A 22494-nucleotide genomic window follows, 5' to 3' on the forward strand; every position below is an offset into this window, starting at 1 on the left:
CGCGGGCCGCCGCACCGCGAAGTTGTGACACATACCTCATCCGGCCTCATCTGGCGCCACCCGGGCGCCCGAGCCCGTCAGAACAGGAAGTACCGCTGCGCCATCGGCAACACCTTGGCCGGCTCGCAGGTCAGCAGCACCCCATCGGCCCGCACCTCGTAGGTCTGCGGGTCGATCTGCATCGTCGGCAGGTAGGCGTTGTGGACCATGTCGCGCTTGGTGACGCTGCGGTTGCCCTTCACCGCGGCCAGCCGCTTGTGCAGCGCGTAGCTCTCGGCCACGCCGCCGGCCAGCGCCGCTTGGCTGACGAAGGTGAGCGAGCCGCGCGCCAGGGCGCCGCCGAAGGCGCCGAACATCGGCCGCATGTGCACCGGCTGCGGCGTGGGGATCGACGCGTTCGGGTCGCCCATCGCGGCCAGCGCGATGAAGCCGCCTTTGAGCACCAGGCTGGGCTTGACGCCGAAGAAGCCGGGGCGCCAGAAGACGAGATCGGCCCATTTGCCGACCTCGATCGAGCCCACCTCGTGCGCGATGCCGTTGGCCCGCGCCGGGTTGATCGTGTACTTGGCGATGTAGCGCTTGGCGCGGGTGTTGTCGTGGCGCTCCGAATCCCCGGGCAGCGGCCCGCGCTGGGCCTTCATCTTGTGCGCCGTCTGCCAGGTGCGGATGATCACCTCGCCGACGCGGCCCATGGCCTGGCTGTCGGACGACATCATGCTGATCGCACCCAGGTCGTGCAGCACGTCTTCGGCGGCGATGGTCTCGCGCCGGATGCGGCTTTCGGCAAACGCCAGGTCCTCGGCGATGGCCGCGTCGAGGTGGTGGCAGACCATCAGCATGTCCAGGTGCTCGTCGACCGTGTTGACGGTGTAGGGCATCGTCGGGTTGGTCGACGACGGCAGGAAGTTCGCCTCGCCGACCACCTTGAGGATGTCCGGCGCGTGGCCACCCCCGGCACCCTCGGTGTGAAAGGCGCACAGCGTGCGGCCCCGGGTTGCCGCGATGGTGTCTTCGACGAAGCCCGATTCGTTCAGCGTGTCCGAGTGGATCGAGACCTGGGTGTCGGTGTCTTCGGCCACGCCCAGGCAGCAGTCGATCGCCGACGGCGTGGTGCCCCAGTCCTCGTGCAGCTTCAACCCGATCGCGCCGGCCTCGATCTGCTGGCGCAGCGCCTCGGGCCGGCTCGCGTTGCCCTTGCCGAGAAAGCCCAGGTTCATCGGGAAGGCGTCGGCCGCCAGCAGCATGCGGTGGATGTTTTCCGGCCCCGGCGTGCAGGTGGTGGCAAAGGTGCCGGTGGCCGGGCCGGTGCCGCCGCCGAGCATCGTCGTCACGCCGCTGGCCAGGGCCTCGTCGATCTGCTGCGGGCAGATGAAGTGGATGTGGCTGTCGATGCCGCCGGCGGTGACGATCAGCCCCTCGCCGGCGATGATCTCGGTGCCCGGGCCGATGACGATGTCCACGCCCGGCTGCACGTCCGGGTTGCCGGCCTTGCCGATCGCCGCGATGCGCGAGCCCTTGAGGCCGATGTCGGCCTTGACGATGCCCCAGTGGTCGAGGATCAGCGCGTTGGTGACGACGCAGTCCATCGCCTCATGAGCGCCGGGCCCGTTGGGCACCTGGCCCTGGCCCATGCCGTCGCGGATGGTCTTGCCGCCGCCGAATTTCACCTCTTCACCATGGCCGCCGGCCCGCAAGGTGAAGTCTTGCTCGACTTCGATCACCAAGCCGGTGTCGGCCAGCCGCAGCCGGTCGCCCACCGTGGGGCCGTACATCTCGGCATAGGCGCGTCGCCCGATCGTCGCCATCACAAGGCCCCTTGCACGAGGCCACGGAAGCCGAAGACCACGCGACCGCCGGCCAGGTCGACCAGCTCGACGGTGCGCTGCTGCCCCGGCTCGAAGCGCACGGCGGTGCCCGAGGCGATGTTCAGCCGCATGCCGTGGGCGGCCGCGCGATCGAAGCGCAGGCCGGCGTTGGTCTCGGCGAAGTGGTAGTGCGAGCCGACCTGGATCGGCCGATCGCTGGCGTTCTCGACCACCAGCGTGGTGGTGCGGCGGCCGGGGTTCAGCACCAGCTCGCCAGGGTCGGTCAACAACTCACCGGGGATCATCGGGCCTGCCTTTCATGCCACCGGTTGGTGCACGGTGACCAGTTTGGTGCCATCGGGGAACGTGGCCTCGACCTGGATCTCGGGGATCAGCTCGGCCACGCCGTCCATCACGTCGTGGCGCGTCAGCACCGTCTTGCCTTCGCTCATCAGCTGGGCCACGGTCTTGCCGTCGCGGGCGCCCTCCATGATCGCGGCGCTGATCAGCGCCACCGCCTCGGGGTGGTTCAGCTTCAGCCCGCGGGCGCGCCGGCGCTCGGCCAGCAGCGCGGCGGTGAAGATCAGCAGCTTGTCTTTCTCGCGCGGGGTCAGGTCCATCGGTCGGTCTCCAGCGCGGCAGGGCAGGGCCCACCGGCGCGGCCCAGTATCCAGCAAGGCCGATGCCAGCACCAAGATGGAACCGATGGTCACGACCGCGTGTCCACACAGCCCGGATAATTCGACCCGTGATGCACGCAAGAACCTTTTTGCCTTCTCTCCGCTGGGCCCTGGCCGCGGCCGCGCTGGCGCTGGCCGGCGGCTGCAACTCCACCGCGCCCAAGGTCAAGGTCTACCAGGAAGAAGGTTTTGAATCGAACGAGACCTTCTCGCGCCTGTTCGACGCGCCGGTCGACGTGACCTGCGAGGCCGCACGCCGCGCCTTGCTGAGCCAGGGCTATGTGGTGTCGGTGCTCAAGGCCGATGCGATCAACGGCACCAAGAGCTTCCAGCCCGAGGGTGACGTGCACGTGCAGATCGAGTTCCATGTCGTCTGCGCGGCCGATGGCAGCGGCGGCAAGCTGGCCACCGCCTATGTCAGTGCGCTGCAAGACCGCTACGCGCTGAAGAAGAGCCCGAACTCGGCCAGCGTGGGGGTGTCGGCGATCGGCTCGGTGTCGATCCCGTTCATGTCCAGCGACGATTCACTGGTCAAGGTGGCCAGCGAGACGATCCCCGCCGGCCCGTTCTACGACCGCTTCTTCTCGCTGATGCACCGCTACCTGCGCGAGCAGGCCGCGTCCGAATAGCCGGCGCAGCGCTCAGGCCGGGCGCACGCCGCGGGCGCGGGGCTTGAACAGGTCCCACCCGAGCCGGTGGGCGACGACGGCAACGACGATCAACGCCATCCCCAGCCACTGGCCGGCGCTCGGCACCGCGTGGTACCAGGCCAGGTCGACCAGCAGCGCCACGGCCGGGTAGGTGAACGACAGCGCCGCCACGGCCTGCGACGACAGGCGCTGGAACGCGGCGTACATCAGCGTGTACATGAAGGCCGTGTGCACGGCGCCCAGCACCGCAACAGCGGCCAGGCCACGCGCGCCGAGCGGCGCTTGCAGCGGCAGCGCCAGCGGCGCCAGCATCAGCACGCCGACCCCCATCTGCACCGCCGCGATCTGGGCCGACGGCAGGTGCTTCAGGCGCTGGGTGGCCAGCGTGACGATCGCATAGAGCACCGCGGCGGTGCAGGCCAGCGCCACCCCTTGCCAGGCCGGCGCGGCCGAGCCGGCGCCCCATTCGAGGCCACTGCTGAGCACCACGCCGACCATCGCCAGCCCCAGCCAGGGCAGCCGGCCGGCCACGATGCGCTCACCCTGGAACAGCGCCGCCAGTGCGACCAGCATGAACGGTTGGGTGTGGTAGACGACGGTGGCGACCGAGATGCTGACCGTGCGGTAGGCCGAGAACAGGCACAGCCAGTTCACCACCAGCGCGGCGCCGCCGAGCACCAGCCAGCCCAGGTCGCGCCGGCTCATCGGCCGCCAGCCGCGGGTCCACGCCAGCCAGCCCAGCAGGCAGGCACCGCCGATCAGGCAACGAAAGAACACCACCACCGCCGGTGGCTGCCCGCTCTCGACCACCAACAGGCCGATCGTGCCGGACAGGGCCATCGCCACCAGCATGCGCCAGGTGCCGGAGCGGGAATCGGTGTTCATCGTGAAGGCTCTGGGAAAGGGATGCTGGACGATCTCACGCCGCCGTTCGCGCCACAATCCTGCATCCAGGCATCGCATTGATTCCCAAGAGTCAACAAATGGCCGTCGAACTGCTGTCCGAGATGTGGGTCTTCGCCAAGGTGGTCGAGCTGCGGGGCTTTGCACCGGCGGCCCGCCAGCTGGGGCTGACCACCTCGGCCGTCAGCCGCGCGGTGGCCCGGCTCGAAAGCCACCTGGGCGTCAAGCTGCTGAATCGCACGACCCGCTCGGTCTCGCTGACCGAGCTGGGCGCCGAGGTCTACCCCGGCTGCGCCCGCATCGCGCAGACGGCGCGCGAGGTGTCGGCGCTGGCCGGGCGTTATGCGATGGCGCCGCAGGGCCGGGTGCGGGTCAGTGCACCCACGGTGTTCGGCGAGGTCTGGTTGGTGCCGCAGTTGCCGGCCTTCCTGGCGCGCTGGCCCGAGGTCGAGGTCGACCTGACGCTGATCGACCGCATGGTCGACCTGGCCGACGAGGGTTATGACCTGGCCATCCGCATCGCCGCGCCGGGGGCCTTGTCGCCCGGGCTGGTGGCGCGGGCGCTGTTCGACATGTCGTACCAGCTGGTCGCCACACCCGCCTACCTGGCCGCGCACGGCGAGCCGCAGGCACCGGCCGACCTGGCCACGCACGGCTGCGTCTACCTCGGCTACGGCCCGTTCCAGGACCGGCTGGAGTTCGAACGTGACGGGCACGCACCGGCGGCGGTGCGGGTGCGGGGCCCGCTGACGATCAACAACAGCAAGGGCATCCTGTCGGCGGTCGAGGCCGGCGTGGGCATCGGCATCGTGCCGGACTTCACCGCGGCCCACGCGCTGCGGGCCGGCCGGCTGCAATGCCTGCTGCCCGACTGGCGGCTGGCCGGGCCCTACGGCACCCGCACCGTGCACGCGGTGTACTCGCCCTCACGCTTCTTGCCGCAGAAGGTGCGCGTGCTGATCGACCACCTGGTGGCCGCCGGGGCAGGGCGCGCATCGGGCAAGGCGACCCAGGAATCAGACAACACACCACCATGACCTCCTCGACGAATTCGCCCCACGCCTCGACGCGCTTGTATCCGCTGCTGTTCGTTGCGCTGTGGAGCACCGGTTTCATCGGCGCGAAGTTCGGCTTGCCCGACGCTGAGCCGCTGACCTTTCTGACCGTGCGCTATGTGGCGGTGCTGGTGCTGATGGGCGCCATCGCCGGGCTGACCCGCGCGCCGTGGCCGCGCAGCGCCGCCGAGTGCCTGCACATCGCCGTCTCGGGGGTGCTGGTGCATGCGGTGTACCTGGGCGGCGTGTTCACCGCCATCGGGCACGGCCTGCCGGCCGGGGTGACGGCCCTGGTCGTCGGCTTGCAGCCGGTGCTCACGGCGCTGGGCGCCGGGGCGTGGCTGGGCGAGCGCGTGCGGCCCACGCAGTGGCTGGGCCTGGCGCTGGGGTTTGCCGGTGTGGCGCTGGTGGTGGCGCACAAGGTGGCGGCCAGCGTGGGCTCGGCCGCGCTGGCGCAGATGCTGGCGCCTGCGGTGGTGGCGCTGCTCGGCATCACCGCCGGCACGCTCTACCAGAAGCGGTTCTGCCCGGCGTTCGATCTGCGCACCGGCTCGGTCATCCAGTTCCTGCCCTGCCTGGCCCTCACGTTCGTGGTCGCCCGGCAGACCGAAACCATGCAGGTGCACTGGACCGGGGCCTTCGTGTTCGCGCTCGGCTGGCTGGTGCTGGTGTTGTCGCTCGGGGCGGTGAGCCTGCTGAACGTGTTGATCCGCCGCGGCAGCGCCGTCAACGTGGCCAGCCTGTTCTACCTGACCCCGCCGACCACGGCGCTGATCGCCTGGGCGCTGTTTGGCGAAACCCTCACCGGCCTGGCCCTGGTCGGCATGGGGGTGGCGGTGTTCGGGGTCTGGCTGGCCAGGCGTTGAGCCAGCTGGGCGATCATCCGCTGGCTGGCCCCATACCCGACGGAGACCCACGCATGCCGCCCCGCACAGCCCCTTCTGCCACCGTATGCCCGCACCGGCGCCGCGCCGCCCTGATCGCCGCGGGCGCGTCTGCCCTGGTGGCGGCCATTGCGCAGCTGACGCCAGGTCCTGCGCGCGCCCAGGCCAATGACAAGCCGCTGAAGATCATCCTGCCGGTGGGCGCCGGTTCGGGTGTGGACACGATTGCCCGCGCCGCGCAGCCGGCCCTGATCAAGGCGCTGGGTGGCCAGCCGGTGATCATCGAGAACCTGCCCGGCGCGGGCGGCGTCACCGGGGCCTCGGTGCTGGCCAAGGCCGCGCCGGACGGGCTGACCATCGGCATCGTCTCGAACAACCATGTCATCAACCCCAGCGTCTACAAGAAGATGCCGTTCGACACGGTGGAAGACTTCACCGAGATCAGCGTGCTCGGCACCACGCCGATGGTGCTGGTGGTCAACCCGGCCAAGGTGCCGGCGAAGAATGCGAAGGAGCTGGTCGCCTTCTTGAAGGCCAGGCCCGATGCCTACAACTACGCGTCGTCGGGCAACGGCACCGTGCTGCACCTGGCGGCCGAGCTCTTCGTCGACGAGGCCGGCGTGCCGATCCGCCACATTCCCTACAAGGGCGCCGGCCCAATGATCGCGGACCTGGTGGGCGGCCAGGTCGAGCTGGGTGTGCTGGCGCTGCCGGCGATCCAGGGCCAGCTGAAGAACGGCTCGCTGCGCGCGATCGGCGTGATGAGCGCCAAGCGCAATGCGGCCGCGCCGGATGTGCCGACCTTCGCCGAGCAGGGCATGCCGGGGGTCGAGATCGAGGGCTGGTTCGCGGTCATCGCCCCGGCCAAGCTGCCGCCGGCCGAGGTCAGGCGCATCCACGATGCGTTCGTGACCGCCTTCAACACCGCCGAGGTGAAGGAGGCGATGGCCAGGCAGGGCAACGACATCCACCCCAGCACGCCGGAGGCGGCAGCGGCGTTCTTCCGCAGCGAGGTGGCCCGGTATGCCAAGCTGGTCAAGAAGGCGAATATCACGCTCGATTGACAGCGGGCCCCGGGCGCGCCACGCTTGGCATGCCGGGAATTCGACCGTACACTGACGGTTTTGGCCGCCACCTCACTCCAACGCCCCAAACGTCCATGACCTCGCCAGTTTTTCAAGGTGTCGTCGGTGACCATTTGGCGCGCAGCGTGCGGGGTGTGCCGGGTGCTCCGCCGCGTGCGGCTGTTGACTCTTTCGCCGTCAATGACCGTCACCGTTTCAAGGAGCATCGCCGTGAGCCACACCACCACCGACCTGTTTGACAACCCGATGGGGTTGATGGGCTTCGAATTCGTCGAATTCGCCTCGCCCACCCCCGGCCAGCTGGAACCCCTGTTCGAGAAGCTCGGCTTCTCGCTCGTGGCCAAGCACCGTTCGAAGAACGTGCTGCTGTTTCGCCAGGGCGACATCAACTTCATCGTCAACAACGAGCCCAAGAGCCAGGCCGCGTATTTCGCCGCCGAGCACGGCCCCTGCGCCTGCGGCATGGCCTTCCGCGTGAAAGACGCCCACCAGGCCTATGCCCGCGCGCTGGAGCTGGGCGCGCAGCCGATCGAGATCCCGACCGGCCCGATGGAGCTGCGGCTGCCGGCGATCAAGGGCATCGGCGGTGCGCCGCTGTACCTGATCGACCGTTTCGAAGACGGCAAATCGATCTACGACATCGACTTCGAATTCGTCGACGGCGTCGAGCGCCACCCGGCGGGCGTGGGCCTGAAGCTGATCGACCACCTGACGCACAACGTCTACCGCGGCCGCATGACGTTCTGGGCGGCGTTCTACGAGAAGCTGTTCAACTTCCGCGAGATCCGCTATTTCGACATCCAGGGCGAGTACACCGGCCTGACCAGCAAGGCGATGACCGCGCCGGACGGCAAGATCCGCATCCCGCTGAACGAGGAATCGAAGAAGGGCTCGGGCCAGATCGAAGAGTTCCTGATGCAGTTCAACGGCGAGGGCATCCAGCACGTGGCCCTGCTGACCGAAGACCTGAAGGCCACGATCGACCAGCTGGCGATGGCCGGCGTGCCGCTGATGAGCGCACCCAACGAGGTCTACTACGAGATGCTGAACGAGCGCCTGCCCGGCCACGGCGAAGACGTGGCGGCGCTGCAGACGCGCGGCATCCTGATGGACGGCTCGACCAGCGGCGAACGCCCGCGCCTGCTGCTGCAGATCTTCTCGCAGACGCTGCTCGGCCCGGTGTTCTTCGAGTTCATCCAGCGCAAGGGCGACGACGGCTTCGGCGAAGGCAACTTCAAGGCGCTGTTCCAGTCGATCGAGCGCGACCAGATCCGCCGTGGCGTGCTGCAAACCGCCTGAAGGAACATCGTCATGAAAATCGACAGGATCCACCACGTCGCGTACCGCTGCAAGGACGCGAAAGAGACGGTGCTCTGGTACCAGAAGATGCTGAAGATGGACTTCGTGCTCGCGATCGCCGAGGACTTCGTGCCATCGACCAAAGCGCCTGATCCGTACATGCACGTCTTCATGGACGCCGGCATGGGCAACGTGCTGGCCTTCTTCGAGCTGCCGACGCAGCCGCCGATGGGCCGAGACCTGAACACGCCCGAGTGGGTGCAGCACATCGCCTTCCGCGTGAAGGACCGTGCCGAGCTGCTCGAGTTCAAGGCCCACCTCGAAGCCAACGACGTCGACGTGCTCGGCGTCACCGACCACGGCATCTTCCACTCGATCTACTTCTTCGACCCCAACGGCCACCGCGTCGAGCTGGCCTGCCCGGACCCGGCCGAAGAAGCCCAGCTGAAAGAGCTCGACAAGGTCAAGTGGGACATGCTGGAAGAGTGGTCCAAGACCAAGCGCGCGCCCAAGCACGCGGCCTTCCTGCACGCCAAGGAATTCGGTGGCGCTGAAAGGGCCGGCTCATGATCGCCGCCGGGCCGCTCCCAAGGCGATCGCTCCCCCACGGGGGGACCGGCGCGCAGCGACGTAGGGGGCAAACATCATGATCGGATTGAACGACACGCTGGACCCGGCGCTGCAAAGCTGGGTCGAATCGGCCAACGACACGCACACCGACTTCCCGATCCAGAACCTGCCGTTCGGGCGCTTTCGCGTCGCGGGTGGCGAGTGGCGCCTGGGCGTCGCGATCGGCGACCAGATCCTCGACTTGCGGGCCGCCGGGCTGTTCGACGCGTCGGACATGAACAGCCTGATGCGCCTGGCGCCCGAGCCGCGCCGTGCGCTGCGCACGGCCTTGTCCGAAGGGCTGCGCGCCGGCTCTGCGCTGGCCACGCGCTGGAAAGAGGCGCTGGTGCCGCAAAGCGCGGCCGAGATGGGGTTGCCGTGCACGATCGGCGACTACACCGACTTCTACACCTCGATCCACCACGCCACGACAGTGGGCAGGCAGTTCCGCCCCGACAACCCGCTGCTGCCGAACTACAAGTGGGTGCCGATCGGCTACCACGGCCGCGCCTCGTCGATCGGCGTCAGCGGCCAGTCGTTCCACCGGCCCTGGGGCCAGACGCGGCCGGCCACGGCCCCGGAAGGCAGCGCGCCGAACTTCGGCCCCAGCCGCCGGCTCGACTACGAGCTGGAGCTGGGCATCTTCATCGCCCGGCCCAATGCGCTGGGTGAGCCGGTGCCGATGGAGCAGGCCGAAGAGCATGTGTTCGGCCTCACGCTGTTCAACGACTGGAGCGCGCGCGACGTGCAGGGTTGGGAATACCAGCCGCTGGGCCCGTTCCTGGCCAAGAACTTCGCCAGCACCGTGTCGCCTTGGATGGTGACGCTGGAGGCGTTGGCGCCCTTCCGCCAGCCGTTCCGCCGCCCCGAAGGCGACCCGGCGCCGCTGCCCTACCTGGATTCGGCCTCGAACCGCGACCAGGGCGCGATCGGCATCACGCTCGAGGTCTGGCTGCAGACCGCGGCGATGCGCGAGGCCGGCCATGCGGGCGACCGTGTCTCCAGCTCGAACTACGCCGACGCCTACTGGACGATCGCCCAGCTGGTGGCCCACCACACCGTCAACGGCTGCAACCTGCAGGCCGGCGACCTGCTGGGCAGCGGCACGCTGTCAGGCCCCGCGCCCGAGCAGGCCGGCTCGCTGCTCGAACTCAGCAACGGCGGCAAGCAGCCGCTGACACTGTCCAACGGCGAGCAGCGCAGCTTCCTCGAAGACGGCGACACGGTGATCCTGAAGGCCCACTGCGAGCGCCCAGGGGCGCGCCGTATCGGCTTCGGCGAATGCCGCGGCACGGTGCTGCCGGCGCGCCCGCGCAAGGGCTGACGGGCGGCCGCGAGGGGCAGGCTCGTCGTGCGGGCGGCTGTCCCCTAACGAAGGGACAGCGCGGATTCGCTGCGGCGCAGCCGCGGTCCTAACGAGCATGCTGGTGGCCGGAACTGCCACCAGCAAGCTACAAAGCCAGGCTGTAGTACCTGAACACCTCGTCGCGCTTCCAGCCCCGGGATTCATACAAAGCCTGGGCGCTGAGGTTGGTGTGCGCGGTCGACAGGTCGAGCCGGACACAGCCGGCGCGGCGCGAATCGTCTTCCGCCGCCTGCATCAGCGCGCCGGCCAGGCCCTGGCCGCGGGCGCCGGGGCTGACGAACAAGTCGTACAGCACACGGATGGGGGCCGCCTCGACCGAGCAAAACGTCGGGTAGAGCTGGCAGAAGCCCGCTAGCGCCTGGCCTTCGGCCGGCACCGCGACGAAAACAATCGACTCGTCCCGCGTCATCCGCTCGGCCATGAACCGGCGGGCGAGTACGAGGTCGGATGCTTGCTCGTAGAAGCCGCGGTAGGCGTCGAACAGCGCCGCGAGCGGCTCCAGGTCACCGGGCTGCGCGCGGCGAACGATGGGCACCGCGCCCGCCTGGGGCGCGGTGATCGGGGCCTGCGCGGTCAACGCAGGTTGGCGCGCATTTCGCGGCCAGCCGCCCGCATCGCCCGGGTGGTCGCCGTCTCGTAGGCCGACACTGCGCGTTCGCGCATCTCCACCGCCTTGGCCAGCGCCTCCTGGAAGCGCTCGACCGTGTAGGTGTTCTCGGTGCCGATGTAGACGTTGACCCGGCGCGCCGGCTGGCCATAACGCGGCAAGAGCACGGCGAGGCTGCAGTCGCGCACCCGGCCGCCACGGCGCTGGCGCACGATCGGGCCCGAGATGCCCACCGGCAGGTCGCTGGTCTTGTTGTGATTCGGCTTTTGCTGCAGCCGCGAGGGCGCGGGCAGCTTGGCGATACGCTTGAGCAGTTCTTTGGTGGCCGCTTCCAGCGAGGCGGCAGCGCCGCTGCCGTCACTGGTGTGGTCCGAGAACAGCTTGGTTCCGCCGTAGCGCAGTTGCCAGCCGTGGGTGGCCAGGTGATCGATGCGCTGGATGTTTTGCGGCACGGTGTACGTGTCGCCATTGAAGATCACGACTTCACGGTATTTCATGAGATTCCCCGATACAGCTGTTGAACCCCCCAAGGGTTTTAAGTGTAGCCCAGCCTAACAGGCAAGTTCTGAGGCAGCTTATGCCCATGACGGTATGACAGACAATCCTGACACCGGGCTGATGCGCGAGCGCAACGGCCCGTTTGTCTTCAGAAACCACGCCATGCATGAGAAGGGGGCCCAGTGGCCTTGTTGATGTTCAAGAATTTGGTGGTCTACCGGCTCGCTGCGGCGAGCGGCGAGCCCTGGGGGCCCACGCTGACCGAGGTCGAAGACGGCCTGGCCAAGGCGCGCTTCGTGCCGTGCATGGCCACGCAGCCGATGTCGGCGGGCTGGGTCTCGCCGCGCCACGGCGACGGCGGTGAGGGCGGTACGGCGCCGCTGGTCGAGTCGATCGGTGGTCAATGGCTGATGCGTTTGATGGTCGAGCAGAAGGTTTTGCCGTCAGCGGTGGTCAAACGGCGTGTGGAAGAGTTGGCAAAAAAGTCCGAACAGGCCACTGGGCGCAAGCCGGGCAAACGGCATGCCAAGGAGCTGAAGGAAGAAGCCGTGCTCGCGCTGCTGCCGCAGGCCTTCACCAAGCAGGCCTCGGTGAATGTGTGGATGGACACCAAGGCCCAGCTGCTGATGGTCGACGCCAGCAGCGCGAAGCGGGCCGAAGAGGCGGCGACGATGCTGGTGCAATCGCTGGACGGCCTGGCGCTGCGCCTGGTGCAGACCACGCTGTCGCCGGCCGCCGCGATGACCGCCTGGCTCGCCGGTGGCGAGCCGCCGTCGGCTTTCACCGTCGACCGCGAATGTGAGCTGAAATCGGCCGACGAGATGAAATCCGTCGTTCGTTATGCGCGCCACCCGCTGGACACCGACGAGGTTCGCGCCCACGTGATGGCCGGCGGCAAGCAGCCCACCCGGCTGGCGCTGACCTGGAAGGGCAGGGTCTCGTTCGTGCTGACCGACACCTTGCAGATCAAGAAGCTCAGCGTCGACGACGGGCTGTTCGACGCCGGCCGCTCGCGCGCCGACGAGGGCTTCGACGCCGACGCCGCCATCGCCACCGGCGAGCTGCGCCAGCTGATCCCCGACCTGGTGGCCGCACTGGACGGCGAGCTGGCACCGGCCTGACCGCCGCCGGCGCCGCGACCACCGATGGCGCGCGGCCCGCGTGCCGGCTATGCTTGGCCGGCACCCCGAGCGCCGCGCCCCGGCGCGCACCCGCATGAACCTGACGCTGAAGACCAAGGCTGCGCTGGTGACCACGCTGGTGGTGCTGGCCACCGTCTCGCTGGCCGGCGGCTGGCTCTACCGCCAGCAGGCGCGGGACCATGTCGCGCTGCTGCGCAGCCAGCAGGACACGCTGGCCAGCGCGATGGCCGCCAACCTCGACTTCAAGCTCGCCGCCAGCCTGGCCGCGCTGGCCGGCGCGGCGCGGCGCGTCGATGCCGCGGTGTTGACCAGCCCGGCGGCGCAGGCCCGCTTCTTCGAGGCCAATGCGCTGCGCCCGCCGTTCAACGGCGTGGCGATCGTCGGCGACGACGGCATGGTCGCGCTGAACGACCCGCCCAACACGGCGCCGGTCAACATTGGCGATCGCGACTACTTTCGCCAGGCGCGCGTGACCGGCCAGCCCACGATCTCGGCGCCGGTGCTGTCGCGCTCGAACGGGCACCCGGTGGTGCTGATGGCGGTGCCGCTGTTCGATGCCAATCACCGGTTCATCGGCGCGCTCGCCGGCGGGCTGGACCTGCTCAGCGACAACGCGCTGGGCGACCTGGGCCACGCCCACGTCGGCGCCAGCGGCCACTACGAGGTCGTGACGCGCGACCTGTCGCCGCTCTACGTGATGCACCCCGACCCGGCGCTGTTGATGAAGCCGGCCGCCAACCTGGCGACACCGGACGACCTCGACACCGGGCGCGATTTCGTCACCCGCCGCACCCTGCGCCACGTGCCGTGGGAGCTGCGCATCGTGATCCCGGCGCACGAGGCGTTCGGGCCGCTGCAGCGGGCCCGCCGCACGCTGCTGCTGGCGCTGCTGTTGACCGGCATCGGCACGGTGCTGGCCGTCAGCGCCGGCCTGGGCTGGCTGATGCGGCCGCTCGAGACGCTGTGGCGCTCGATGCGAGAGCAGCGCCGCACGCCCGACGTGGTGGTGCCGATCGACACCCGGGCCAACGACGAGCGCGGCCAGCTGGCGCGTGAGTTCGAAGGGTTGATGCACGAGCTGCGGGCCCAGCGCGCCGAGCTGGCGGCGGTCAGCGACACCTCGCCGTTGGGCCTGTTCCGCGCCGGGCTCGATGGCCGGCTCAGCTACGTCAACGACGCTTATCTGCGCATCCACGGCTTCGCCGACCGCGACGAGGCCGCCGAAGGCTGGATCGGCATGCTGCCCAAGGACGACCAGGACGAAGCCCGCCAGGCCTGGCGGCGCATCGTCACCGAGCCGGTGGGCATGCACGTGACGCGGCGCCTGCAGCGTGCCGATGGCCGCACGATCGTCGTCGTGGTGCGCAGCGCGCCGATCGTCATCGACGGCCGGGTGCAAGGCCATGTCGGCACGGTGGCCGACGTGACCGAGCGCATCGAAGGCGACCGGGCCCTGCGCACCCAGGCCGCGATCTTCGAAGCGACCACCGACTTCGTCGTGCAGACCGACCACAAGGGCCGGCTGCTCTACGTCAACCCGGCCGCGCGCCGCATGATGGGGCTGGCGCCCGACGCGCCGATCAAGCACCTGACGGCGCTGTCGTTCAACCCACCGGCCACGGTCGCCCGCCATGCGGTCGAGATCGTGCCGACCGCGGTCGACAAAGGCGTCTGGGCCGGCGAGACCGTGCAATGGGACGCGCAACACCGCGAGGTGCTGGTCAGCCACCTGCTGCTGGCCCACAAAGACCGGCACGGCCGCGTCGAGGCGTTCTCGGCGATCCTGCGCGACATCACCGCGCAGAAGTCGGCCCAGCAGGCGCTGCACCGCAGCGAAGCCGTGCTGCGCTCGCTGACCGAGGTGGTGCCGATGGCGATCGCGGTGGTCGACAAGACCCAGCGCTGCGTCTTCGTCAACCAGGGTTTCGAGGCGTGGGTCGGCCGCCCGCGCGACCAGCTGCTGGGCCACACCGCCGAAGAAGTGGTGGGCGCCGAGGAATACGCCATCCGCCGGCCCTGGATCGAGCGGGTGCTGGCCGGCGAGCGCCTGACCTTCGAGCGCGACGACCCGTCGCGCGAGCAGCACCGCCATGTGCGGGTCGACTACATCCCGCTGTTCGACGAGGCCGGCGAGGTCGAGGGCTTCGTGGCCGTCACCACCGACATCTCGGCCGCCCGGGCCGAAGAGCGCCGCCTGCGCGACCTGGCGCAGACCGACCCGCTGACCCAGGTGCTCAACCGCACCGGTTTCCAGCGTGCGCTGGACGACCGGGCCGCGCGCGCGCCCGACGAAGCGCCCGATGCGTTGGTGGCGCTGCTGTACATCGACCTCGACCGCTTCAAGCCGGTCAACGACCTGTACGGTCATGCGGTGGGCGACCAGCTGCTGCAGATGTTCGCCCGGCGGCTGCGCCAGCTGGTGCGGCCGACCGACCTGATCGCGCGGCTGGGCGGCGACGAATTCGTGCTGGTGATCGACGGCCTGCACGAAGAAGCCAACGCGATGATCGTGGCCGACAAGGTGGTGGCCGCGGCCGAGCTGCCGTTCGAGCTGCCGGCGGGGACGCTGCAGGTCAGTGCCAGCGTCGGCGTGGCCTGCTGGCGGCCGGGCGACGCCGCGACGGCCGGGGGCTGGACCCAGGCGCTGGAGCGCGCCGATGCGATGCTGTACCGCGCCAAGGCCGCCGGCCGCGGCCACGCGGTCGCCAACGCGACCATGGACGCCTGACCGGCACCGGGCCCCCGCCGACATTGCGGCACCGCGGCAGTGCGCTGGTGCACGAGTCTGGTGATCGCCGGGGGCCGGTACGCGCGCGGCAGCCTGCCGATGAGCCGCCGTGGTGCGTGGGGGCTGCTGAAGCTGGTGCAGTTCTTGAAACGCCCCGGGGGATGCCGCCCGCGCTCGACACCACCGCCCCGCCTGACGCGTTGCCCGACGCGTTGCCCGATGCGCCGGTGCGCGGGGCCGCCGCGCGCCCGCAGCGGGTGATCAAGATCCGGCGCGACTACAACGCCTGGGTGGCCAGCGAAACGATCGAGGACTACGCACTGCGCTTCACGCCGCGGGCGTTTCGCAAATGGTCGGAATGGCGGGTCGCCAACACCGCGTTCGGCGCCGCGTCGTTCCTGGTGCTCGAAGCGGTGGGTGCCACGTTGCTGGTGCGTTATGGCTTTGCCAACGCCTTCTGGGCGATCCTGGCCACCGGGCTGATCATCTTCGCGGCCGGCTGGCCGATCAGCGTCTATGCCGCCCGCCACGGCGTCGACATGGACCTGCTGACGCGCGGCGCCGGCTTCGGCTACCTCGGCTCGACGCTCACGTCGCTCATCTACGCCAGCTTCACCTTCATCTTCTTCGCGCTCGAGGCGGCCGTGATGGCCTATGCGCTGGAGCTGGCGTTCGACATTCCGCCGGCCTGGGGTTACCTGCTGTGCGCGCTGGCGGTGATCCCGCTCGTCACCTACGGCGTCACCTGGATCAGCCGGCTGCAGGTCTGGACGCAGCCGCTGTGGCTGGTGCTGCTGCTGGTGCCCTACGCCTCGGTGCTGTGGCTGAACCCCGGCCTGCCCGCCCAGTTGGCCGGTTATGCCGGCGAGCAAGGCACGGCGGGCTTCACGCTGGCCGGCTTCGGCGCCGCGCTGACGGTGGGCATCGCGTTGATCACGCAGATGGGCGAGCAGGTCGACTACCTGCGCTTCATGCCCGAGCGCGGTGCCACAAACCGCAAGCGCTGGTGGTTCGCGGTCATCGCCGGCGGGCCGGGCTGGGTGCTGCTGGGCGTGGCCAAGATGCTGGGCGGAGCGCTGCTGGCCTACCTGGCGCTGACGCACATGGTCTCGCCCGACCGCGCGGTCGACCCGAACCAGATGTACCTCGCGGCCTGGGAGCCGCTGCTGCCGCACTACGGCTGGGCGGTGGCGGTCACCGCGCTGTTCGTCGTCGTCTCGCAGCTGAAGATCAACGTCACCAACGCCTACGCCGGCTCACTGGCCTGGTCGAACTTCTTCTCGCGCCTGACCCACAGCCACCCCGGCCGCGTGGTGTGGATGGTGTTCAACCTGCTGATCGCGCTGATGCTGATGGAGCTGGACGTGTTCCAGGCGCTCGGCGGCGTGCTGGGCCTGTTCGCCAACATCGCGATCAGCTGGATCATGGCGGTGGTGGCCGACCTGGTGGTCAACAAGCCGCTGGGCCTGAGCCCACCGGGCATCGAGTTTCGCCGCGCCTATCTGCATGACGTGAACCCGGTCGGCGTCGGCGCCACGGCGCTGGCCTCGCTGCTCTCGGTGGCCGCGCACCTGGGCGCTTTCGGCCCGCTGGCACAGGCCTTCTCGGCCATGATCGCGCTGGTCACCGCGTTCGTCGCAGCGCCACTGATCGCCTGGGCCACGAAAGGCCGCTACTACCTGGCGCGGCCGGTGGACGAGCCCGGCACCTATGCGCGGCTGAAGCCGCTCGACGAACGAAGGGCCGCTGCTGGGTGCGTTGACCCCCTCGATGGGGGGGCGGCCCCGGGCCGACCTGGGGGCCTGCATTCTTGCGTGGTGTGCGACCGCCACTACGAAGCCGACGACATGGCCGGCTGCCCGGCCTACGGTGGGCCAATCTGCTCGCTGTGCTGCACGCTCGACGCGCGCTGCGGCGACCGCTGCAAACCGGTGCCGCGTTTCATTGACGAGGTCTGGTCGCGCTGGGCCACGCTGCTGCACCGCCTGCTGCCGCAGCGCTTCAAGCCACAGGTCGATTCGGGCCTGGGCCAGTACCTGCTGCTGATGGCCTGCATCGTGCCGCTGTTGGCGGCGCTGTTCGGCCTGCTGTACCAGCAAGAGCTGCGCGCGATGCAGCTGCGCGGCACCGAGGTGGCCGGCTGGCTCGAGCCCGCGCTGCGTGCCGGCTTTCTCAAGGCCTACGCCGCCTTGTTGCTGGTGGCCGGCATCGTGGCCTGGTGGCTGGTGCTGGCGCAGCAAAGCCGCCGTGTCGCGCAAGAAGAAAGCCTGCGCCAGACCGAGGCCCTGCAGCGCGAGATCGACTCGCACCGCCAGACCGACCTCGCGTTGCAACAGGCCAAGCGCCGCGCCGATGCGGCCAACCGCGCGAAGACGCGCTACATCACGACCGTCAGCCACGAGCTGCGCACGCCGCTGAACAGCATGCTGGGCTACGCGCAGTTGCTGGAAGACGACCCCGCGATGCCGGCCCACCGGCGCCACGCGGTGAGCGTGATCCGCCGCGGCGGCGACCACCTGCTCGGCCTGATCGAAGGCACGCTCGACCTGGCGCGCATCGAGGCCGGCAAGCTGCGGCTGGATCAGAAACCGATGCGCTTTCGCGAAAGCATCGAAGAGATCGCCGGCCTGTTCGAGCTGCAGGCGGTGTCCAAGGGCATCGCGTTTTCGTTCGAGCCCGAAGGCGCGCTGCCCGACGTGGTGCGCGCCGACGAAAAGCGCCTGCGCCAGATCCTGATCAACCTGCTCGGCAACGCGGTCAAGTTCACCGCGCAAGGCCAGGTGCGCTTTCGGCTGCGCCATGCGCGCGAGATGGCGCGGATCGAGATCATCGACTCCGGACCCGGCATGAGCGACGACGAGCTGGAGCGGGTGTTCGAGCCCTTCGCGCGCGGCTCGGCCGCCGGCAACGCGGCCGGGGCGGTGATCGGTGGCACGGGCCTGGGCCTGACGATCAGCAAGATGCTGACCGACCTGATGGGCGGCGAGATGCGCGTGGCCAGCATGCCCGGCGCCGGCAGCACCTTCACGCTGCGCCTGTTCCTGCCCGAGCTGCGTGCCGAGTCGGCCGAGCACCCGCTCGCACCGCGTCGCCGCAGCGGCTACGCCGGGCCGCGCCGCACCATCCTCGTGGTCGACAACGAAGAGGCCGACCGCCGCCTGCTGGCCGACCTGCTGCAGCCGCTGGGCTTCGTGATCGAGGGCGCCGCCAACGGCGAAGACGGCCTGCTGCGCGCCGCGGCGCTGCAACCCGATGCGGTGTTCATGGACCTGGCGATGCCCGGCATCGACGGCTGGGAAACCATCCGCCGCCTGCGCGCCAGCGACGACGGGGCGTTGGCGCAGGTGCCGGTCGCGGTGGTCTCGGCCAACGCCTTCGACCAGGGGCTGGACAACGACGTCGGCCTGCCGCCGGCCGACTTCCTGGTCAAGCCGGTGCGCCTGCCCACGCTGCTCGACTGGTTGGGCCGGCGCCTCGAGATTGACTGGCTCGACGACGCCACCGCGCCCGCGCCACCGCCCTTGGAAGACACTGGCGCGGTGCCGGCGGGCGAGCACCTGCGCGCCTTGCGCGAGCTGGTCGGGCTGGGTTACCTGCGCGGCATCGGCCACAAGCTCGACGAGATCGAAGCGGCCGAACCCGCCTGTGCGCGCTACGTGGCGCGGCTGCGCGCCATGGCGCGCGAGATCCAACTGGACGCGATGAACCGGCTGCTGAGCCAGACCCTCGATGAACCCACCTGACCTGCTGACCGACGCCAGCAACGTCGTGCTGATCGTCGACGACGTGCCCGACAACCTGGCCGTGCTGCACGACGCGCTCGATGAGTCGGGCTACACGGTGCTGGTGGCCACCTCGGGCGAGGCCGCGCTCACGCTGGCCGCGAAGGCGCCGCCCGACATCGTGCTGCTCGACGCGGTGATGCCGGGCTTGAATGGTTTCGAGGTCGCGCGCCGGCTGAAGGCACAGCCGGCGACGGCCGCGGTGCCGATCATCTTCATGACCGGCCTGACCGAGACCGAGCATGTGCTCGAAGGCTTCGGCGCCGGTGGCGCCGACTACGTGACCAAGCCGATCCGCCCGCGCGAGGTGCTCGCGCGCATCGCCGCCCACCTGAGCAATGCGCGCAGCCAGCGCCAGGCCCGCCAGGCGCTCGACGCGTTCGGCCACGCGACGCTGGTCGTGCGCGAGCGCGACGGCCGCCGCATTTGGCAGACCGCGTTGGCGCGCGAGCTGCTGTCGCGTTACTTCAGCGACCTGCCCGAGCACCAGGCCCCGCCCGAGCTGATGGCCTGGGTCGGCCGCCAGGCGATCCGCCAGCGCGCCGGTGCCGAGGCGCAGACCATCACGCTCAGCCGCGGCGCCGGCCGCCTGACCTGCTCGCTGCACCCCCTCGAAGACGCCGCGCCGAGCGAGGGCCAGTGGCTGGTCGTGCTGCGCGAAGCCTCCGAGGCGGCGATGCTGGCCGCCTGGGTGCAAGCCTTTGGCCTGACCACGCGCGAGGCCGAGGTGCTGTACTGGGTGATTCAGGGCAAGACCAACCGCGACATCGGCGACATCCTCGGTGCCAGCCCGGCCACCGTGAAGAAGCACCTCGAACGGGTCTTCGCCAAGCTCGGCGTCGAGACCCGCACCGCGGCAGCGAGCCTGGCGATGAGTCGCACGCAGCGCTGACGGCGCCGCGATACTGCCCGCATGACATTGCAGCAGCTGCGGGATTTCGTCGCGGTCGTCGCGCATGGCGGCTACCGCTCGGCGGCGCGTGCGCTGGGGGTGGCGCAGGCCGGCCTGACCAAGAGCGTGGCGCGGCTGGAGCAGGAGCATGGCGTGGTCCTGCTCGACCGCACGGCCAAGGGCATTGCGCTGTCGGCAGATGGCGCCGAGTTCCTGCAGCGTGCGCAGGCCCTGCTGCGAGAGGCCGACCGCGCCGAGGCCTGGCTGCTCGCTGCCGCGCAACCGCAGGGCCCGAGTGCGCAAGACATTGCGCTCGGTGTGTCGGTCGAACCGTCGCTGCATGTCGTGCCCGCCGTGCTGGCCGATTTCCACCGTGTGTGGCCCAAGGTCACCGTGCGGCTGACCGAAGGCGTCGCCAGCGCGTTGCTGGCGGGGGTGCGCGAGAACCGGCTGGAACTGGCCGTCACGCGGCTGCCGGCCAACTTCGAAGACGGTGACCTGGTCGTCGCGCCGCTGTTCGAATCGGAGTCGATCGTGGCCGCGCGTTTGGGGCACCCGCTGGCCAGCGCGCCGGTGGCGGTGGCCGACCTGGTGGCCTGCGACTGGGTGGTCGTGGGCGACCCGGCTCATCCGGCGCACGACGACCCCAGCATCCACGAGCTGTTCGTGGCCCGCGGGCTCGCGCGGCCCATGGTGGCGGCGGTGACCGATTCGCTGTTCGGCGCGATCGCGATGCTGGCGCAGTCCGACGCGCTGGCGCGCCTGCCGCGTGCGGTGCTCGAGCACCCGCTCGCGCGGGGCCATGTGGGCGCGTTGCCGCTGCGCGAGCCGGCGTCGCCGCGCTACACCGTGGCGGTCGTGCACAAGGCCGCTCGGCCGCTGTCGCGCGAGGCGCGCACGCTGGCCGCGATGCTGGCCTCGTTCGCGCGCAGCCGGCCCGACCCGCACGGCCGGTGACCGCGCAGGCTGATCGCCTGCAGCGATCGTGATGCCACGCCGGCCTCTCGACAAGGCTCGGCCCGGCGCCTGATCATCCGCGCCTTTCCAAACCCGACCGCGCGCATGACCGACTACGCCCCCGAACTGAACCTGTTGATCGACGGTGAATGGCTCGCCGCCGGCCCGCGCCGCACGGCGCCGGTGATCTGCCCGGCCCATGGCCAGGCGCTGGGCCAGCTGCCCCTGGCCGATGCCGCCGACCTCGACCGCGCGCTCGATGCCGCGGCCCGGGGCTTCGCCCGCTGGCGCGACAGCCCGGTCGACGAACGTGCCCGCGTGTTGAAAGACGCCGCCGCGTTGCTGCGTGCGCGGGCGCCGCTGATCGCCCGCCATGCCACGCTGGAGCAGGGCAAGCCGTTGGCCGATGCCCAGGCCGAGGTGCTCGGCTGCGCCGGCTTGTTCGAGTTCTACGCCGAAGAATGCCGGCGCACCTATGGCCGCGTGCTGGTGCGGCCGGTGGGTCGGCGCTCGCTGGTCACCAAGCAGCCGGTGGGGCCGGTCGCGGCGTTCGCGCCGTGGAACTTTCCGCTGCACAACCCGGCGCGCAAGATCGGGCCGGCGGTGGCGGCGGGCTGCTCGGTGATCCTGAAGCCGGCTGAGGAGACACCGGCCTCGGCGCTGCATGTGGCGCAGGCGCTGGTCGACGCGGGCCTGCCGCCTGGCGTGGTGCAGATCGTGTTCGGCGTGCCCGACGAGGTGTCGCGCCACCTGCTGGCGTCGCCGGTGATCCGCAAGCTGTCGTTCACCGGCTCGACCGCTGTCGGCAAGCAGCTGATGCGGCTCGCGGCGGACCAGGCGCTGCGCACGACGATGGAGATGGGTGGCCACGCGCCGGTGCTGGTGTTCGACGACGCCGACATCGACGCCGCCGCGGCGCTGCTGGCGCGCTCGAAGTACCGCAACGCCGGCCAGGTCTGCATCTCGCCGACCCGCTTCTATGTGCAGCGTCGCGTCTATGACCGCTTCGTTTGCGCTTTCGTGCGGCATGCCGCCGAGGTGGTCGTCGGCGACGGGTTGTTCGACGGTGTGCAGATGGGCCCGCTGGCCCATGCCCGCCGGCCCGCCGCGATCGACGCGCTGGTCGGTGGTGCGCGCGAGCAGGGCGCCGAGCTGTTGCTGGGCGGGCGCCGCATGGCCGACAGGGCCGGCTTTTACTACCTGCCGACCGTGCTGGCCGGCGTGCCGGAAACGGCGCGGGCGATGAACGAAGAGCCCTTCGGCCCGGTCGCGTTGATGGCCCCGTTCGACGAGCCGGAAGAGGCCATCGCGCAGGCCAACCGCCTGCCCTACGGGCTGGCGGGTTATGTCTTCACGCGCTCACAAAAGACGGCGATGCAGGCCAGCGCCGCGATCGAGAGCGGCATGGTGGGCATCAACACGACGGTGATCGCCGGGCACGACACGCCCTTCGGCGGCATCAAGCACAGCGGCCATGGCGCAGAAGACGGCCCCGAGGGCCTGGAGGCCTGCCTCGTGACGAAGACGATCCACGAGGCGACCTGAGCCTGCG

Annotated in this window: 19 protein-coding genes; 13 read left to right on the top strand and 6 right to left on the bottom strand. The window is 70.1% G+C overall.

Annotated elements, in window-relative coordinates; translation table 11 throughout:
- Positions 1-77 precede the first annotated feature (77 nt).
- From ureC to ACE3SG_RS00090, 3 genes are read right to left on the bottom strand one after another with little or no spacing between them, the layout of a single operon-like run.
- Positions 78-1805: an urease subunit alpha gene (ureC, locus tag ACE3SG_RS00080; protein WP_374561773.1), complete on the bottom strand. Its 1728-nt coding sequence runs from the start codon at positions 1803-1805 to the stop codon at positions 78-80.
- On the bottom strand, positions 1805-2110 hold the full coding sequence (locus tag ACE3SG_RS00085; protein WP_374561775.1) for an urease subunit beta: 306 nt from the start codon (positions 2108-2110) through the stop codon (positions 1805-1807). Before ACE3SG_RS00085 ends, ureC begins: the two co-directional genes overlap by 1 nt.
- Before the next feature lie 12 nt (positions 2111-2122).
- On the bottom strand, positions 2123-2425 hold the full coding sequence (locus ACE3SG_RS00090) for an urease subunit gamma (protein WP_374561777.1): 303 nt from the start codon (positions 2423-2425) through the stop codon (positions 2123-2125).
- Between the two features lie 149 nt (positions 2426-2574).
- On the opposite strand from ACE3SG_RS00090, the gene ACE3SG_RS00095 reads away from it, so the two are divergent.
- Positions 2575-3114, top strand: coding sequence for a DUF2242 domain-containing protein (locus ACE3SG_RS00095; RefSeq protein WP_374561779.1), 540 nt, complete (start codon positions 2575-2577; stop codon positions 3112-3114).
- A 12-nt stretch (positions 3115-3126) separates the two neighbouring features.
- Here ACE3SG_RS00095 and ACE3SG_RS00100 read toward each other — a convergent pair whose 3' ends face one another.
- Positions 3127-4020 (bottom strand): DMT family transporter, encoded by an 894-nt coding sequence (locus ACE3SG_RS00100; RefSeq protein ID WP_374561781.1) that lies wholly within the window; start codon positions 4018-4020, stop codon positions 3127-3129.
- Positions 4021-4118: 98 nt separating this feature from the next.
- On the opposite strand from ACE3SG_RS00100, the gene ACE3SG_RS00105 reads away from it, so the two are divergent.
- The 6 genes from ACE3SG_RS00105 (at position 4119) to fahA (ending at position 10294) form a co-directional block, all read left to right on the top strand.
- Positions 4119-5075: a LysR family transcriptional regulator gene (locus ACE3SG_RS00105; RefSeq protein WP_374561783.1), complete on the top strand. Its 957-nt coding sequence runs from the start codon at positions 4119-4121 to the stop codon at positions 5073-5075.
- Positions 5072-5959 (top strand): DMT family transporter, encoded by an 888-nt coding sequence (locus tag ACE3SG_RS00110; protein ID WP_374561784.1) that lies wholly within the window; start codon positions 5072-5074, stop codon positions 5957-5959. The genes ACE3SG_RS00105 and ACE3SG_RS00110 overlap by 4 nt, the downstream gene beginning before the upstream one ends.
- 53 nt (positions 5960-6012) lie before the next feature.
- Positions 6013-7041, top strand: a complete 1029-nt coding sequence (locus tag ACE3SG_RS00115) for a Bug family tripartite tricarboxylate transporter substrate binding protein (RefSeq protein WP_374561786.1) — start codon at positions 6013-6015, stop codon at positions 7039-7041.
- Positions 7042-7308: 267 nt separating this feature from the next.
- On the top strand, positions 7309-8361 hold the full coding sequence (gene hppD / locus ACE3SG_RS00120; RefSeq protein WP_374562439.1) for a 4-hydroxyphenylpyruvate dioxygenase: 1053 nt from the start codon (positions 7309-7311) through the stop codon (positions 8359-8361).
- 12 nt (positions 8362-8373) lie between these two features.
- On the top strand, positions 8374-8931 hold the full coding sequence (locus tag ACE3SG_RS00125; RefSeq protein ID WP_374561788.1) for a VOC family protein: 558 nt from the start codon (positions 8374-8376) through the stop codon (positions 8929-8931).
- Between the two features lie 76 nt (positions 8932-9007).
- Positions 9008-10294, top strand: coding sequence for a fumarylacetoacetase (gene fahA, locus ACE3SG_RS00130; RefSeq protein ID WP_374561789.1), 1287 nt, complete (start codon positions 9008-9010; stop codon positions 10292-10294).
- Positions 10295-10421: 127 nt separating this feature from the next.
- Here the strand turns inward: fahA and ACE3SG_RS00135 are convergent, their stop codons facing one another.
- Together ACE3SG_RS00135 and ACE3SG_RS00140 are read right to left on the bottom strand one after the other, a co-directional pair.
- Positions 10422-10871 (bottom strand): N-acetyltransferase family protein, encoded by a 450-nt coding sequence (locus ACE3SG_RS00135; protein ID WP_374561790.1) that lies wholly within the window; start codon positions 10869-10871, stop codon positions 10422-10424.
- Between the two features lie 38 nt (positions 10872-10909).
- Positions 10910-11440 (bottom strand): hypothetical protein, encoded by a 531-nt coding sequence (locus ACE3SG_RS00140; RefSeq protein WP_374561792.1) that lies wholly within the window; start codon positions 11438-11440, stop codon positions 10910-10912.
- A gap of 195 nt (positions 11441-11635) precedes the next feature.
- Here ACE3SG_RS00140 and ACE3SG_RS00145 point away from each other — a divergent pair, with 195 nt between their 5' ends.
- From ACE3SG_RS00145 to ACE3SG_RS00170, 6 genes are all read left to right on the top strand, one after another.
- Positions 11636-12562: a recombination-associated protein RdgC gene (locus ACE3SG_RS00145; protein ID WP_374561794.1), complete on the top strand. Its 927-nt coding sequence runs from the start codon at positions 11636-11638 to the stop codon at positions 12560-12562.
- A gap of 94 nt (positions 12563-12656) precedes the next feature.
- Positions 12657-15311, top strand: coding sequence for a PAS domain-containing protein (locus ACE3SG_RS00150; protein ID WP_374561795.1), 2655 nt, complete (start codon positions 12657-12659; stop codon positions 15309-15311).
- A 161-nt stretch (positions 15312-15472) separates the two neighbouring features.
- Entirely contained in the window at positions 15473-19054 is a 3582-nt protein-coding gene (locus tag ACE3SG_RS00155; RefSeq protein ID WP_374561798.1) for an ATP-binding protein, read from the top strand.
- Complete coding sequence (locus tag ACE3SG_RS00160) at positions 19041-19985, top strand: response regulator (RefSeq protein ID WP_374561799.1); 945 nt, start codon at positions 19041-19043, stop codon at positions 19983-19985. The genes ACE3SG_RS00155 and ACE3SG_RS00160 overlap by 14 nt, the downstream gene beginning before the upstream one ends.
- Positions 19986-20006: 21 nt before the next feature.
- On the top strand, positions 20007-20942 hold the full coding sequence (locus tag ACE3SG_RS00165) for a LysR family transcriptional regulator (protein WP_374561800.1): 936 nt from the start codon (positions 20007-20009) through the stop codon (positions 20940-20942).
- 105 nt (positions 20943-21047) lie between these two features.
- Positions 21048-22487 carry an NAD-dependent succinate-semialdehyde dehydrogenase gene (locus ACE3SG_RS00170; protein ID WP_374561802.1) on the top strand — a complete coding sequence of 480 codons (1440 nt, stop codon included), beginning with the start codon at positions 21048-21050 and terminating at the stop codon, positions 22485-22487.
- Positions 22488-22494: the final 7 nt, after the last annotated feature.

The organism is Ideonella sp., from assembly GCF_041914305.1.
In the GTDB taxonomy this organism is placed as follows: domain Bacteria; phylum Pseudomonadota; class Gammaproteobacteria; order Burkholderiales; family Burkholderiaceae_C; genus Ideonella.